At 70.2% G+C, this 14,391-nt stretch carries 14 protein-coding genes; 7 read left to right on the top strand and 7 right to left on the bottom strand.

What is annotated here, in order from left to right; translation table 11 throughout:
* Positions 1–12 precede the first annotated feature (12 nt).
* Positions 13–258 (top strand): hypothetical protein, encoded by a 246-nt coding sequence (locus tag PW843_03925; GenBank protein MDE1145752.1) that lies wholly within the window; start codon positions 13–15, stop codon positions 256–258.
* A 72-nt stretch (positions 259–330) separates the two neighbouring features.
* On the opposite strand, the gene PW843_03920 is transcribed toward PW843_03925, so the two are convergent.
* From PW843_03920 to PW843_03895, 6 genes are all read right to left on the bottom strand, one after another.
* Positions 331–1,116 carry a retropepsin-like aspartic protease gene (locus tag PW843_03920; GenBank protein ID MDE1145751.1) on the bottom strand — a complete coding sequence of 262 codons (786 nt, stop codon included), beginning with the start codon at positions 1,114–1,116 and terminating at the stop codon, positions 331–333.
* A 215-nt stretch (positions 1,117–1,331) separates the two neighbouring features.
* A complete protein-coding gene (locus tag PW843_03915) occupies positions 1,332–2,564 on the bottom strand; it encodes a radical SAM protein (GenBank protein ID MDE1145750.1) in 1,233 nt (410 codons plus the stop codon).
* Positions 2,565–2,574: 10 nt separating this feature from the next.
* Positions 2,575–4,539 (bottom strand): RiPP maturation radical SAM C-methyltransferase, encoded by a 1,965-nt coding sequence (locus PW843_03910; GenBank protein MDE1145749.1) that lies wholly within the window; start codon positions 4,537–4,539, stop codon positions 2,575–2,577.
* Positions 4,523–5,743 carry a radical SAM protein gene (locus PW843_03905; GenBank protein MDE1145748.1) on the bottom strand — a complete coding sequence of 407 codons (1,221 nt, stop codon included), beginning with the start codon at positions 5,741–5,743 and terminating at the stop codon, positions 4,523–4,525. Before PW843_03905 ends, PW843_03910 begins: the two co-directional genes overlap by 17 nt.
* Entirely contained in the window at positions 5,727–6,797 is a 1,071-nt protein-coding gene (locus tag PW843_03900; GenBank protein MDE1145747.1) for a radical SAM protein, read from the bottom strand. Before PW843_03900 ends, PW843_03905 begins: the two co-directional genes overlap by 17 nt.
* Positions 6,798–7,001: 204 nt before the next feature.
* Positions 7,002–7,334, bottom strand: coding sequence for a hypothetical protein (locus PW843_03895; GenBank protein MDE1145746.1), 333 nt, complete (start codon positions 7,332–7,334; stop codon positions 7,002–7,004).
* A 711-nt stretch (positions 7,335–8,045) separates the two neighbouring features.
* On the opposite strand from PW843_03895, the gene hexR reads away from it, so the two are divergent.
* From hexR to PW843_03865, 6 genes are all read left to right on the top strand, one after another.
* Entirely contained in the window at positions 8,046–8,888 is an 843-nt protein-coding gene (hexR, locus tag PW843_03890; GenBank protein MDE1145745.1) for a transcriptional regulator HexR, read from the top strand.
* A 95-nt stretch (positions 8,889–8,983) separates the two neighbouring features.
* A complete protein-coding gene (locus PW843_03885; GenBank protein ID MDE1145744.1) occupies positions 8,984–9,715 on the top strand; it encodes a YbhB/YbcL family Raf kinase inhibitor-like protein in 732 nt (243 codons plus the stop codon).
* Positions 9,712–11,001: a glycerate kinase gene (locus tag PW843_03880; protein ID MDE1145743.1), complete on the top strand. Its 1,290-nt coding sequence runs from the start codon at positions 9,712–9,714 to the stop codon at positions 10,999–11,001. The genes PW843_03885 and PW843_03880 overlap by 4 nt, the downstream gene beginning before the upstream one ends.
* A 12-nt stretch (positions 11,002–11,013) precedes the next feature.
* Positions 11,014–11,619 (top strand): molybdenum cofactor guanylyltransferase MobA, encoded by a 606-nt coding sequence (mobA, locus tag PW843_03875; protein ID MDE1145742.1) that lies wholly within the window; start codon positions 11,014–11,016, stop codon positions 11,617–11,619.
* A gap of 139 nt (positions 11,620–11,758) precedes the next feature.
* Positions 11,759–12,802, top strand: coding sequence for a M4 family metallopeptidase (locus PW843_03870; protein MDE1145741.1), 1,044 nt, complete (start codon positions 11,759–11,761; stop codon positions 12,800–12,802).
* On the top strand, positions 12,799–13,137 hold the full coding sequence (locus tag PW843_03865) for a hypothetical protein (GenBank protein MDE1145740.1): 339 nt from the start codon (positions 12,799–12,801) through the stop codon (positions 13,135–13,137). The genes PW843_03870 and PW843_03865 overlap by 4 nt, the downstream gene beginning before the upstream one ends.
* A 2-nt stretch (positions 13,138–13,139) precedes the next feature.
* Here PW843_03865 and PW843_03860 read toward each other — a convergent pair whose 3' ends face one another.
* The gene (locus PW843_03860) at positions 13,140–14,378 is read right to left on the bottom strand and encodes a molybdopterin molybdotransferase MoeA (GenBank protein MDE1145739.1); all 1,239 of its coding nucleotides are present in this window, start codon (positions 14,376–14,378) and stop codon (positions 13,140–13,142) included.
* Positions 14,379–14,391: the final 13 nt, after the last annotated feature.

Raw genomic sequence — 14,391 nt, 5'->3', positions numbered from 1 at the left:
ATCCTGCGCGCCATGCTGAACGTGGGCCGCGCCCAGCAGCGGGCCCGCCAACGCCATACACCCGGCCCCCTGACAGCACCCACGGTGTTGCTGCGCGCCAACGGCGCCGCACAAATCGACCCCGGCTGGCAGGCGTTGATCCACCCGCCCTGCACCGTGGTGCCCGTCGGCGGCGACCATGTGACCATGATGGCGGAAGCCCATGCCCCCGCCCTGGCCGCAGCCCTGCGGCCCTTCCTGGTGGCGGCGGCCGGCTGACGGTGGAAGATCACGCGATGCCCGCGCCGGCCTCAAGCGCCGCTATGATGGCGGCGGACGTTCCCGTTTCCCCTATGCTGCCGGCACCCTTTCGTCGAAGCCCAGCGACAGACGATCCCGGCTGAAGTCCAGGATGCGGCCACCCAGCCAACCGACACCCAGCAGGCCGTCCAGTGCCAGAACCGGTGCCGCGGGCCCCACGGTGCGGCAGGGCTTCAAGGCGATATCGGCCTGAACCTCGGCGCTGCCGCCAACGGCGATGCCAGCCCGCAAACCCACCCCCACCGCCAGGGCGCCGGCGGCCGACATGGTGGTGGTCGCCTGGGGCGTGTGCAAACCCGAGATGCGCGCGTACGCCCGGCACAGGACGACGCCGCCGGCGCCGCTGTCGACCATCAGGAAACCCGGCCGGCCAGCCACCCGGGCAGCCACCAGCGGCACGCCGCCCCGCCAATGCAGCGGCGCCGTGAAGGGCAAACCGGCCCCGGCGTCGCCCGTGGCCTCGCCCACCACCAGCCGGCGCGCGCGCAAATCCAGCCGCACCGGCCGGCCGCCGAAGACGTCCAGGGGTGACAGGATGCCGGCCACCGCCAGACCCGGGGGGAAGTCGAACACCACCGCCGGCACGTCCCGCGCCTGGCCGCCGGCCGCCACATGCCCCAGGCGCACGGCCTCCGCCGGGATGCGCGTGCCGGCGCCATCGTCCACGGGGTGGGACACGGCGCCATTCCAGGCCAATCCCCGGTCCACGCACCAGCGCCGCGACAGCGCGCTGTGCGGCGCGCCGGTATCGACGATGAAGACGCCCCGCTGGCCGTCCACCGTCGCCTCGACAATCGGCAGGGCCTGGCCCGGCATCAAATCCACCGCCCCATCCGCCACGGCTGTGCCCGATTCCGCCAGCGCCAGCGCGGCCTGGAACCGGACGGCGACGGCGCGCGGCCAGGCAGGCCGGGTCCCATGGAACACATGTTCGGCCAGGGGGCGGTCATGCTCCGCCACCGCCTCCGCTAGGCGCAGGCGGTCCAGGGGGTGCATCAGGGGGCGGGTGACCTCGTCCCGGGCCGCCGCGATCAGCGCCCCCCCATCCCGCCGGGCGATGGCGCGGGCCAGGGCATAGCGCGGCCCGGGGGCGGCAACCTCGCCACGCACCACGGTGCGCAGCAGGGTCTGGTCACACGGCTCACGCCTCGGCAAAACAGGCCTCTTGCACGGTTTTCCCCCTGGGGCGGAGGAACCGCCGCCGTCTCCGACCACACCGCGCCGAACAGGGCGATCTCCAGCCCGTCCAGCAATGCCAGCAGCTTCGGATCTTCCGCGCGCCGCCGCAACATCGCCGCGACGCGACCATCATCGTCCCACAGCCCCTGGCAAACCTCACAGACATGGCCGCCGGCCAACGCCTGCGGGTCCAGCAACCCTTCCTCCGCCAGCCAGCGCAACGGCAGGGCGAACCCCGCCAGGCGCAGCAAGCGCAACAGCGGGTCGGCCCGCCACCGGCGCCAGGCCGCCACCAGGCCACCCGGACCGCCATATTCCAAAGGGTGACGCCCGCGGGCGCCATATCCCAGGGCGGCGCAGCAGGGCCCGACGCTGCCATCCTCCCGCACGAAAGGACCGGTGGACAGGCATGGCGCCAACGGGCCGTCGCCGCCGGCCGGTTCAAGCACCCCGTCCGGCACCAGGTCCGCCCCCCGCCCAACGGCGAGGGTGGGCTGCACGATGACCGTCACCGCCGTCGGCAACGCCCCCTCCAGCGCCGCCAGGACCGCCTGGGTGGAGACGGCGTCGGCCTCGCACAGCCGCACGGCCACCTCGGCCCCCGTGTCACAGGCGGCCGCCACCGCGCGGATGAAAGCCGGCAGGGCCAGGTGGCGGGCGTGATAGGCGTCGTAACCGAAATCCCAGGCATCGACCGCTGGCCCCAGCAGGCCGATCACCCGGCCGGTCAAGGGCGCGCTGGCCCCCCAGGACCCGGACGTGACCACCGCCGTGCGCAGGCCGGCAGCGCGCGCCGCCCGCGCCAGGGTGGCCACCGGATGCAGGGCCAGGGTCGGTTCCCCGCCGGTGAAGGTGACGGTCCGCAGACCCAGCGCCGCCAGCGCCGCCAAGTCCGGTGCCCAGCGCCCGGCCTCATCCACGTCCAGCACGGGGAAGGCGGCGTCCGGCGCGCTGGCGGTGACGCAGTGGGCGCAGCGCAGGGGGCAGCGCCGCGTCACGCTGAACACCAGGTTGGTCCAGGCCAGGCGCTGGAAGCGGGTGAACGCCTCCGCGCTGGCCTGGCCGGTCATGACGGCGGCGGCCATGGGGCACCCCCTATTCCGCCGCCAGGGCCGCCGGCGCGGCCCCGACGACATAGGTTTCCAGGTCGCGCGTCCCGCGCGGCTTGATGGCGATGGGCAGGGCCAGCAGCATGTTGCCCTCGCGCAGCACCAGGCGGCTGGCGATGAACTCCTCCACCGTCCGGGCCAGCACGCCGTCGGCGACCTGGCGCGGATACTTGGCCGCCAGCAGCGTGGCCAGCTCATGGTCGGTGCGCACGTCGTCCAGCAGCAGGAAGGCGTCCTTGGCCAGGCCGCGCAGGATCAGGGTGCGCGCCTCAGGGGATTCGCCCGCCACCGGGCGGCCGTCGTGCACCTGCACGAATTCGGGCCCGATCAGGTAGTCGCACCGGGGCAGCCGCCGGCCTTCCCAGTTCTCGATCCACGGCCGGATCACCGCCCGCACCCGGTCGATGTACTGCGTGGGGTCGGCGATCATGTCCGACCGGTATTCGAAGAAATAGCCGACCTTCAGCGGGTCGACCAATCCCTGGGGGAAGTTGAAGCGGTAATCGACCCGCAGTTCATACTCATGGATGCCGAAATCCTTCGGCCGCATGAACAAGGGGCTGAAGCGGTGCAATTCCACGAAGTTGGCGTTGCTGGTGGGCGGCTGCAAATGGGGCACCTGTTCGATGACGTCCGCCATCTCCAGGTACCAGTCCGGCGCATCGCCGGGGAAACCGCACAGGATGTTGTATGAGGCCTTCACGCCGTACTCCCGCGCCCATTTCAGGAAACGGATCTGGCGGATGCCGGTGGTGCCCTTGCGCATCAGCTTCAATACGGGGGTGGAGAAGGATTCGATGCCCGGCTGCACCCGCAGCGCGCCGGAATCCCGCAGCAGGCGGATTTCATCCTTCGCCAGGTCGGACCGGGTCTCATAGAACACCTCGATATCCAGGTCCTGCCCGCGCAGGCGTTCCAGGATCTCGGTGCGCGACTTGCGGGAGATGATCCAGTCCGTGGCCGTCAGCTTGGGCACGCCGTGCAGGTGGGTCAGCACCAGCATCTCATCCACCACCCGGTCCACCGATTTCTCGCGGAAGCCCAGCAGGTCCTTGTTGATGCCGCAGAAGACGCAATGGTTCTTCTGCCCCCACCAGCAGCCGCGCGACCCTTCGAACGGCAGGGCCTCCACCGTCAGTTCGATGCCGGTGCGGGCGCGGATGGCCGCCACTTCCTGGAAGAAGGGGAAGTAGTTGGGCATGGGGCTGGCGTCCATGTCCTCCACCGCGTGACCCGACACCAGGCGCAGGTCGCCGTCCTCGACATAAGTGACGCCGGGAATGCCGGCGGTGGATTGGCCGGCCTTCCATCGCGCCAGGAACTCGCGGAAGCTTTCCTCCGCCTCGCCCATGAACACATGGGTCAGCAGCTGCGGCAGGGCGCGGTGGTATTCCTGCCCCATCTCGCCATCGAAGCAGGCGCCGCCGGCCAGGATGACGGCGTCCGGACGGACGGCCTTGATGCGCCGGGCCATCGCCAGGCTGGCCATCACCTGGTTGAAGGTAGCGGTGAAACCGTAGACCGCGGCACCGCTGGCCAGCATGCGGGCGGCGACCCCATCCAGGAAGACGGGCACCACCTCATCCCGCAGGCGGCGGACATAGGCCAGGTCGTTATAAGGCGGCGGCAGGGGCAGCCGGCACATCAGTTCCAGGAAGCCGTCGCTGTCCAGCGCCTCGCGCCCGAACAGGTCGACGGCGAACAGATGCTCCCCCAGGCCATAGAGGGCGCGTTCATCCGCCATGGGCCGGGCCGCGTCCAGGCCGATCAGCGCCGCCATGTCCAGGTTGGGGAAAAGGGACAGGCAGCGCACCCCGGCCTCGTCACACAGCCGGTCCAGGATGCCCAGCGCGATGGAGGGCCGGGTGGTGGTGGCCCAGGGCATGGCGGCGAAGATGATGTCCACCGCACCGCCGTCGTCATCCGCCAGGGTTTCAGTTGGCACGGGCATGGCCCACCTCCTCCCCGGCGACCGCCGCGACATAGTCATCGAAATCCGCGAAGCCGGGCGGCCGGCTGTCCGGCGCCTCCCGCCAGCGGCGGACCAGGTGCAGCGCCATGGTGTGTTCGCCCAGCACCCGGCTGGCCAGCAAGGCGATGCGGGCCTCCACCTCCGGCCGCGCCGCCCGTTCCGCCAGGTAGGCGGCGACGGCCGGCTTGCGCATCAGCAGGCTGCACAGGTCGCAGGAATCGTCCGGCAATTCCTCCGGCACCAGGGCGTCCAGACCGTCATCGCGCAGCCAGGTCCACACTTCCGAGAAGCCCAGGACGCGGATCAGCTGCAACAGCGGATGGGACAGGAAATCGCGGTGCAGGTCGGCCAGGGGCCGCGTCCGGGCGTCGCCGAACTGGAAGGGATGTTCCCGCGCCTCCACCAGGTTCAGGCAGCAGGGGGCGATGCTGCCGTCGTAACGCACCACCATGCCCTGGGTCAGGCAGGGTTTGACCCAGGGGGAATAGCGGTGCGGCGCCTCCAGGGCCAGGTCGCGGGCCCGCCCTTCCGTCCGCACCCGTTGCGAGGCGATCTCCACGCCGGCGATGTCGTGGATGGCGGCCCAGATGTCACGGTCGGCGTCGGTGGGCGGGTCGTTGTAGCTGTAACGCACGGTGACCCGCCGGCCGGCGTCGCGCGCCGCCTCGATGGCGTTCACCACGGTTCCCAGCTCGATCCAGTCCAGGTGGTAACTGTCGATGGAGATGTCCCAGTTGGTGATGCCCCGGAATTCTTCCACCAGGCGGCGGGCCAGCGTCGGGCTTTTGCCCCAATGGCCGGCGGTGACGACGCCGGACTTGATGCCATTGGCCGCGGCACTTTCCGTCAGCAGCTTCACCTGCTCACGCGCCAGGAAGGGTTCCCCGCCGGTGAAGCTCAGGCTGCGGATGCCGGCCGCCGCCAGCGCCGGCATCTGGTCGGCGTAGGCCTGGGCCACCGCCACCGGCATGGTGGTGTGCTTCAGGTCCGGCGAGGCGCTGACGATGCAATGGGTGCAGCGCAACGGGCAGGCCAGCGTCAGGCTGAAGGTGATGTGGTGCCCGGCGATGGCCTGGAAGTCAGCCAGCTCGGTCAATGTCATGGTGGTGCGCGGATCGGGCATGTCCGCCGCCGGCAAGCCGGGAGGGGCAAGGCCGGAGAGGGGTTCAGGAGGCGTGAGCATGGCGGCTCTCCTTGGACGAAACAGGCGATGGGGACGGGGTGGGTGGGGCAGGGAAAATCACGGTGGCCGCGGCCCGCACCTGGGCGGCCAGGGCGGGCGCCCGTGCCGCGTCCGCCAGCCGGCCCGCCAGGGCGGGGTCGCGGAACAGGGTGGCGCAGACGGCGCATGGATGCGGCGCGGTGCCGGCCAGCAGCGGATGGTCCGGCGCCAGGATCCGTAGCAGGCGCAGCACCGGCCGGAAACCCAGCGCCCGGATCAGCAGCAGCAGGGGATCGTCCAGCCAGGCGCGGTGCAGGGCCACCAGCCCGTCGCGCGCAGTGCGCGCGGCGAAGGGATGGTCCGGTTCCTCCATCATGGCGGAACAACAGGGCCGGGCGGTGCCGTCGGGCATGACCAGCGGACCGGTGGAAAGGCAGGGCCAGCGCGGCGCCTCCTCCGCCCCCGTGGCCGGCGGCGTGTCGACGGCGGCGCGCCCCACGGGCAGGATGGGCTGCACGGCGATTTCGGTGTCGGGTAGCGCCCGCGCCAGGGCGGCCAGATGGGGATCATCCTCCCCGGCCGTGGCCACCCGCAGGGTGACACGGACGCCGGCGGCGCGCAGATCCCCCACGGCCGCCACGACATGCGCCAGCTTCACATACGCGGCATGGAAGCGGTCCCAGCTGATGTTCCAGCAATCCACGTCGGGCAGGGCGGCGATGATGCGGCGGCGCGAGGCGGCGCTGGTGGCCCAGAACAGGCCCGTGACCACGGTGGTGGCGACACCGGCGGCGCGCGCCGCCCGCGACAGGTCGGCCACCGCACCCAGGGCCAGGATGGGCTCACCCCCCGTCAGGCTGAGACGGGTGACGCCCCGGGCGGCCAGCGCCGGCAGTTCCCCGCAGAACCGGGCGACCAGGTCGGCGGCCATGCCCACCTTGGCATGGTCGCGGGCCGGCACCGTAGCGGCGGCGCAGTGGCTGCACGTCATGGGACAGGCGGCCGTCAGGCTAAGCCCGATGTGATGTTCCCCCTGCCGCTGCAAGGCGAGCAGGTCACCGTCGGACATCCACATGATGCGCCCTCCGTCAGGTGGGGCCACGGGCCCAAGGTTGAATAGGACAAGGTTGGATAGGAAAGGTCGAACGCAGGCCGCGCGAGCGCGAACCCACGCTCGACCTCGTGTTTCCAGGACGTTTTGCGTTTGGCAGATGAAAAGCGCGGGCCGTCTTCCGCGGCCGTCGCGGGTGTTTTCGGGCGAGTGGCCCGAGACGCGGGATCAGCCCTTGGCCTTGACCACGGTTGTCGCGACCGTTCCCAGCCGCTGACGCAAGGACCCCAATTTCACATCTTCCACCTCGGCCCGCATCGCCCTTTCCTTGGCGATCTGGCCGATCTGGTCGACGAGGGAGGATGTTGACACCGAGACGTTGTCGGTGAAGGCGTTGACACTGTAACTGTCGGCGGCTTCCGTGCCGCCGCCGCCAGGACGCAAGGCCACCAATTCCGCCACGGTCAGCTGGTCCAATGGTTTGGACACACCGGCCAGGCGGACGCCTTTCAGATCTTCAATCTTGCTTGATAACTGAAGGTTGAGCTTCGAATCAGGCATATTGCTTCTCCCAGTTGAGGAAAACGCAGTCCTGTGCACGAGCAACGGCACCCTATGCCTGCCATTGCTTTAATGCAAGCATTGACAGACCAATAATAAAGCGCATGCGCTTTCTAGGTATGCAGGCCGATTATTCCTATACGAATGATTTATAAGTCCATGATGTTAATGGATTTATGAGTCACAAGCCCGTCATTTGAAAATACATTCCAACATCCGTTAACAAATATTACTGAATTAAAAAATTAATGACTCTGAAGCATACATTTGTATCGAACGAATGGGGTATCTTTCCATATAGGAATCAAATATATCGCCGATATTTAAAATATAAACCTATGCATATCGAACACGCAGAGGAATACAGGTCGGCGGCACGACTTTCGGGCCGCAGATCAAGTGGTAATGGCTGGTGAAAGCCGATGAACAACTTTTAGTAGATACACCAATTCGACTGGGACCCGGCCTGGGCGATAGTCCGCGCGCATCCAATAAAACCGTGGATTTAGGGCGCCACCCCGGCCTTGGCTGGGGTACACCGACGGCCCGATCTCTCCACCATGCACACTGTGAGCGTGACAGGATCGCGGCATTTACGTAATTTCACTACAAGCACGGAAACCACCCGCCGCCCAGGACCGCCTGCCACCATGGCCCGGGCGGCCGGATCGGCCCGGGGTTTCCATCATCGGCAGGGTCGGGGGTTAGTTCATGCTGGGTCGCATACGCGGGATGATGGAAGGCCTGCGGCCATCGGAACGCAAGATCGCGGAAATCGTCCTGAAGCGGCCGCATGCCGTCGTCACCGCCTCGGTGGCGGAGGTGGCGCGCGAGGCGGACGTGAGCCAGCCCACCGTGGTGCGCTTCTGCCGGTCCATCGGGTGCAGCGGGTACCAGGACTTCAAGCTGCGCCTGGCGCAGGATCTGGCCACCGGCACGCCGTTCGTGGACGCGGACCTGATGCCCGACGACCCGGTGGCGGAGGTGGCGGCCAAGGTCATCGGCCGGGCCATCAGCGCCTTTTCCCGCATGCGCAACCAGTTGAACACGGAAAACCTCGGCCGGGCGGTGGACCTGCTGGCGGCGGCCCGGCGCATCGAGATCTACGGCTTCGGCGCCTCGGGCGTCGTGGCGCTGGACGCGCAGAACAAGTTCTTCCGCCTGGGCATCCCCGTCATCGCCCACAGCGACGTGCACGTGCAGGCCATGGCGGCCAGCATCCTGGGTGCCGACGGGGCGGTCATCGCCATTTCCCACACCGGGCGCACGCGCGAGCTGCTGCGCTCGGTCGACCTGGCGCTGGACGGCGGGGCCGCCGTGGTGGCCATCACCTCGGGCGGATCGCCCCTGGCCGAACGCGCCACCGTGCCCCTGCTGGTGGACGTGGATGAGGACACCAGCATCTACACCCCCCGCACCTCGCGCCTGTCGCACCTGGCGGTGATCGACGTGCTGCAGGTGGCGGTGGCCCTGCGCCACGGCACGGCGCTGGGCGAGAACCTGGCCAGGGTGAAGCGCCCCTTGCGCGAACGCCGCCTGGCCGAGCAGGTCTGACCATGCCGGCCGGTGGAAGAAAGCGGACGGCCCTTTGCGCCGCCGCCCTTCTCGCCCTCGGTTCCTGTCTCGGGGCCCGCGACGCCCGCGCCGACATGTGGATCAACAGCCCGGACGTGGGCGCCGACGGCCAGCTGGCGGCGGCCCAGGCCTGGAACGCCGACGGCTGCGGCGGCGCCAACCGATCGCCGGCCCTGCGCTGGGGCGGCGAAACCCCGGCGACGCGCGGCTTCGCCCTGGTGATGATGGACGTGGAAAGCCGCAAGGGCTTCCGCCAATGGCTGGTGTTCAACATTCCGGCCGGCGTCCACAGCCTGCCCGCCGGTGCCGGCCAGCCGGACGGCAAGGCCCTGCCCGCCGGCGCCGTCCAGTCCGAGAACGATTACGGCGCCCCGGGATATGGCGGCCCCTGCCCGCCGGCGGGGGAAACCCATCACTATACCTTCACCATCTATGCCCTGAACCAGGCCACGCTGGATCTCAGCCCCAACCAGCGGGCAGGGTCGCTGGAAACCCTGGTGCTGTCCCACGCCCTGGGCAAGGGGCGCATGATGGCGCGCGGCACCCGCGTGGACGCGCCGCCGGACAAGAAGGACGCCGGGAAGAAAGAGGGGGACGGCAAAGAGGCCGGGAAAAAGCCGACCGAGGGCAAGCCCCCAGAAGGTAAGTCGGGCGAAAGCAAGGGTAGCGAGGCCAAGGCCCTTCCGTCCAAGGTGGAGGCCAAGCCACCGGAGAACAGGCCGGACGCGGCCCCGGCGGCAGCGCCAGCCGCGCCCGCACCCGCGTCCCAAGCCCAACAACCATCGGGAGACGCCCCAAAGCCATGACCGATGCCGCAAAAGATCCCGCCGCCTTCCTGCGCCGCCTGTTCCAGGCGGGCCTGGACGCCGTTTCCGCCGACCACATCCTGCCCCGCCTGCTGACGCCCGGGGCCCTGCCCCGTCCCAAGGGCCGCACCCTGGCGATCGCCGCCGGCAAGGGGGCGGCCGCCATGGCCGCCGTGGCGGAACAGGCCTGGGGCGAGGCCCCCCTGTCCGGCCTGGCCGTCACCCGCTATCACCACGGCCTGGACCTGAAGCGCATCACCCTGATCGAGGCCGCCCACCCCACGCCGGACGAGGCGGGGATGAAGGCGGCCGCCCGGGCCCTGGATCTGGCCGCAGAACTGACGCCGGACGATCTGCTGCTGTGCCTGCTGTCGGGCGGCGGGTCGGCACTGATGGTGGCGCCGGCCCCTGGCGTCAGCCTGGCCGACAAGCAGGCCCTGACCAAGGCCCTGCTGCGCAGCGGTGCCGCCATCGGCGAGATCAACACGGTGCGCAAGCACCTGTCGCGCTTCAAGGGCGGGCGCCTGGCCGCCGCCAGCAAGGCGCCGGTGGTGACCCTGGCGGTATCCGACGTGCCGGGCGACGATCCCGGCACCATCGCGTCGGGCCCCACCGTGCCGGATGCCACCACCCTGGCCGACGCCCGCGCCGTGCTGGCCAAGTACGGCATCACCCCGGCCCCCAGCATCGCGGCGGCGCTGTTTGACCCGACCAATGAATCGCCCAAGCCCGGCAGCCTGCCGCACACCCGCCACATCCTGGCGGCAACACCCATCCAGGCGCTGAACGCCGCGGCCGAGGTGGCGCGCGCCGCCGGCGTCACGCCCCTGGTGCTGGGCGATGACCTGGAGGGCGAGGCGGCGGAGGTGGCGAAGGTGCACGCCGGCATCGCCCGGGGCTGCCTGCGCCACGGCCAGCCCCTGCCCCGCCCCTGCGTCCTGCTGTCGGGTGGGGAGACCAGCGTGACCGTGCGCGGCCAGGGCCGGGGCGGCCGCAACGTGGAGTTCCTGCTGGGCCTGGCCCTGGCGCTGAAGGAGTCGGCCGCCGCCGGCGAAGCCATCTGGGGCCTGGCCTGCGATACCGACGGCATAGACGGGACGGAGGACAACGCCGGCGCCCTGCTGCGTCCCGACACGCTGAAACGGGCGGGAAGCCTAGGCATGGATGCGGCGGCCTTCCTGGCCAACAACGACGGCTACGGCTTTTTCCAGGCGCTGGACGACCTGGTGGTGACGGGCCCCACCCGCACCAACGTGAACGACTTCCGCGCCCTCTACATTCCCTGAAAGCCCGGCCCCATGCGCATCCTTGGCCTGATCCTGGCCGGCGGCCTGGCCCGCCGCTTTGGCGGCAGTGAAGCGGCGGCGGTGGACAAGCCCCTGCTGACCCTGGCGGGGCGGCCCCTGCTGGCCCACGTGCGCGACCGGCTGGCCCCGCAGGTGACGGATATGGCGCTGAACGCCAACGGCGACCCCGCCCGCTATCGCGGCTTCGATCTGCCCATCCTGCCCGACACGGTGGCGGGGCACCCGGGGCCGCTGGCGGGTGTGCTGGCGGGCCTGGAGCACGCGGTGAACCAGGGCGGCTACGCCTATGTGCTGAGCGTGCCCGGCGACTGCCCCTTCCTGCCCTGGAACCTGGCGGGAAGGCTGGCGACCATCGCCCCCCGGAACGGCATCGCCTGTGCCGCCTCCGCCGGGCGGCGGCACCCGGTGGTGGCCTTGTGGCCGGTGGCGCTGGCGGCCGACCTGCGGCATGCGCTGGCGGTGGAGGACATGCGCCGGGTCAACGCCTTCCTGGCCCGCCACCCGGTGGCGGAGGCCGATTTCCCCGCCGTGCCGGTGGACCCGTTCTTCAACGTCAACACGCCGGAAGATCTGACGGCGGCGCAGGCCTTCGCCTGAAGGTGTAAAGCATCGGGGAAGTGGTGAAGATTGTCGCAACCTTTGTGGATCGTCCGTGACTAGGCCCTAGGCGACTATTCCCGCCGTCCGGGTGCGGTGCGACCCTTGGGATCCGCCTCCCCGCAGGAGCTTGCCGCCCATGTGCACACACGCCGGCTGCGCCCCCCATGTCTGCTTCATCATCCCGCCGCACATCATGGAACATGTGGCGACCCATGCCCAGGACCCGACGCTGCGCCAGCGCGCCCTGCGCAACCTGTATCACCAGGGCCGCCTGCGCGGCATGCGCGAGAGCATGAACCAGTTCGCCTTCGCCGGCCTGGGCACGGGCACCAAGCGGCGCACCGTCTACGACGCCAAGCACGGCAGTACCCTGCCGGGCACGCTGGTGCGGTCGGAGGGACAGCCGGACGGCAAGGATGTGGCGGTGAACGAGGCCTACGCCTATGCCGGCCAGACCTATGATTTCTATTTCGACGTGCTGAAGCGCAATTCGGTGGACGACAAGGGCATGCGCCTGGACAGCAGCGTCCATTACAGCACCGACTACGACAACGCCTTCTGGAACGGCCAGCAGATGGTCTATGGCGACGGCGATGGCCAGCTGTTCGACCGCTTCACCAAGTGCCTGGACGTCATCGGCCACGAGTTGACCCATGGCGTCACGCAATTCACCGCCGGCCTGGACTATAATGCCCAGCAAGGTGCCCTGAACGAATCCATGTCCGATGTCTTCGGATCACTGATCAAGCAGTATGCGGCCGGCGAGACGGCGGACCAGGCCGACTGGCTGATCGGCGAGGGCCTGCTGATCCCCAAGGCCGGCACCAACCGCACCGCCCTGCGGTCCATGAAGGCGCCGGGCACCGCCTATGACGACCCCACCCTGGGCAAGGACCCGCAGCCGGCCACCATGAAGGATTATTACAGCGGGTCGGACGACAATCAGGGCGTCCACATCAATTCCGGCATCCCCAACCACGCCTTCTACCTGGCGGCCACCAAGATCGGCGGCAAGGCGTGGGAGGTGGCGGGCCCGATCTGGTATGAGGTGCTGACCACCCGGCTGAAGGCGTCGTCCGATTTCGCGGAGGCCGCCGCCGCCACGCGCGATGTCGCCAGGAAATACGGGGCCGCCGCCACGACGGCGGTGGACGCGGCCTGGAAGGAAGTGGGCCTGTGAACAGCGACCCGGTGGCCCAGCCGCCCATCGTCACCATCGAATGCCAGCGCCAGGGCGGCATCGCCTTCCCCATGGCCCGGCCGCGCATCGCCATGGCGGTGACCGACCTGCCGGCTGAGGAGCAGGCGGCCCTGCGGGACCTGGTGCAGGCCGCCAACGTGGGGGCCCAGCCCACGCGCTTCCCCGGCCCCGGCCACCCCGACGCGGTGGAGACGGAACTGGTGGTGCGTTGGCCCGAACACAGCGCCACCCTGCGCTTCCGCGACGGCGACGGCCATCCGGCCCAACTGGATGAGTTGGCCGGCTGGGTGCTGCGCCACAGGAAGGCACCGTGACGTCAGAACACCCCGTGCAGGGGCAGCACGGTCAGCGGATCGCCGGGACGGACGCCGGCATTGCCCTCGGCCACCACCGCGATGGCGTCGGCGCCCGCCAGTGAGGACAGGGCGGCACTGCCGGTGGCACCGGACAGATGGGCCACGGTCACGCCCCCCTCGGACGCCAGGGTCACCCGCAGGTATTCGCGCTTGCCCGGCGCGCGGTTCAAGGTGAAGCCAGCGCGCGCAGTGAAGGCGGGCGTGTCGCTGACGGTCTCGCCGCCCAGGCGCTGTACCAGGGGGCGGCCCAGCGCCAGGAAGGCGACGAAGGCGGCGTAGGGGTTGCCGGGCAGGCCCAGGAAGGGCGTGGCGCCCACCCGGCCGAAGGCCAGGGGCTTGCCGGGCTTCAGCGCCAGGCGCCAGAAGTCGATGCCGCCCAGGGCCGTGACCGCCGCCTTCACGTGGTCCTCCTCCCCGGCGGAGACGCCGCCGCTGCTGAGGATCAGGTCGGCCTTCAGGCCGGCCAGGCGGGTGGTGAGGGCGCCCAGATCATCACCGATGATCCCGGCCGGGACAACGCGGCAGCCCAGGCGGCGCAGCAGCGCCGACAGCATCGGTCCGTTGGCGTCGTGGATGGCGCCGGGACCCAAGGCGGCGCCCGCCGGACGCACCTCATTGCCTGTGGACACCAGCGCCACCGTCAGCGGCGCCCGCACCGCCAGGGTTTGCCGGCCCAGCGCCGCCGCCAGGCCCAGCGCGGCGGGCGTCAGCCGGCGGCCGGCCGGCAGCGCCACGGCGCCGGCCGCCACATCCTCGCCCGCCAGACGGCAATTGCGGCCGGCGGCGAGGCCGGGCCCCACCACCAGGACGCCGTCTTCGAGAACCGCGTCTTCCTGCATCAGCACAGTATCGGCGCCGGCCGGCAGGGGGGCGCCGGTGAAGATGCGCACCGCCGTGCCGGGCGTCAGCACACCCGGCGCATCGCCCGCCGCCACGCGGCCGGACAGGGGCAATCGCACGGGCGTCCCGCCACCCGCATCCCGGTGGGCCAGGGCATAGCCGTCCATGGCCGACTGGGCGAAGGGCGGCAGATCGTGCGGCGCCACCAGGTCATGCGCCAGCGCCCGGCCGTCGGCATCGGCCAAGCCCACGCTTTCCACCGCCGTCACCGGCGCCAGGCCGGCCAGCAGCCGGTCGCGCGCCTGGTCGACGGTCAGCAGACCCGAGGGGACATAACAGTCGTTGGGGGTGTCGGACATGGGATGGATGACC

This window comes from Azospirillaceae bacterium, from assembly GCA_028283825.1.
Lineage (GTDB): Bacteria > Pseudomonadota > Alphaproteobacteria > Azospirillales > Azospirillaceae > Nitrospirillum.
The sequence above is the reverse complement of the archived record's forward strand: the minus strand, read 5'-3'. Positions and strand labels throughout refer to the sequence as shown.

Excerpts from the sequence above, each read along its gene's own strand:
- PW843_03925 (MDE1145752.1), top strand. The coding sequence starts at position 13 with ATGCTGAACGTGGGCCGCGCCCAGCAGCGGGCCCGCCAACGCCATACA.
- PW843_03920 (MDE1145751.1), bottom strand. The coding sequence starts at position 1,116 with ATGCCGGGCCAGGCCCTGCCGATTGTCGAGGCGACGGTGGACGGCCAG.
- PW843_03915 (MDE1145750.1), bottom strand. The coding sequence starts at position 2,564 with ATGGCCGCCGCCGTCATGACCGGCCAGGCCAGCGCGGAGGCGTTCACC.
- PW843_03910 (MDE1145749.1), bottom strand. The coding sequence starts at position 4,539 with ATGCCCGTGCCAACTGAAACCCTGGCGGATGACGACGGCGGTGCGGTG.
- PW843_03905 (MDE1145748.1), bottom strand. The coding sequence starts at position 5,743 with ATGCTCACGCCTCCTGAACCCCTCTCCGGCCTTGCCCCTCCCGGCTTG.
- PW843_03900 (MDE1145747.1), bottom strand. The coding sequence starts at position 6,797 with ATGTGGATGTCCGACGGTGACCTGCTCGCCTTGCAGCGGCAGGGGGAA.
- PW843_03895 (MDE1145746.1), bottom strand. The coding sequence starts at position 7,334 with ATGCCTGATTCGAAGCTCAACCTTCAGTTATCAAGCAAGATTGAAGAT.
- hexR (MDE1145745.1), top strand. The coding sequence starts at position 8,046 with ATGCTGGGTCGCATACGCGGGATGATGGAAGGCCTGCGGCCATCGGAA.
- PW843_03885 (MDE1145744.1), top strand. The coding sequence starts at position 8,984 with ATGTGGATCAACAGCCCGGACGTGGGCGCCGACGGCCAGCTGGCGGCG.
- PW843_03880 (MDE1145743.1), top strand. The coding sequence starts at position 9,712 with ATGACCGATGCCGCAAAAGATCCCGCCGCCTTCCTGCGCCGCCTGTTC.
- mobA (MDE1145742.1), top strand. The coding sequence starts at position 11,014 with ATGCGCATCCTTGGCCTGATCCTGGCCGGCGGCCTGGCCCGCCGCTTT.
- PW843_03870 (MDE1145741.1), top strand. The coding sequence starts at position 11,759 with ATGTGCACACACGCCGGCTGCGCCCCCCATGTCTGCTTCATCATCCCG.
- PW843_03860 (MDE1145739.1), bottom strand. The coding sequence starts at position 14,378 with ATGTCCGACACCCCCAACGACTGTTATGTCCCCTCGGGTCTGCTGACC.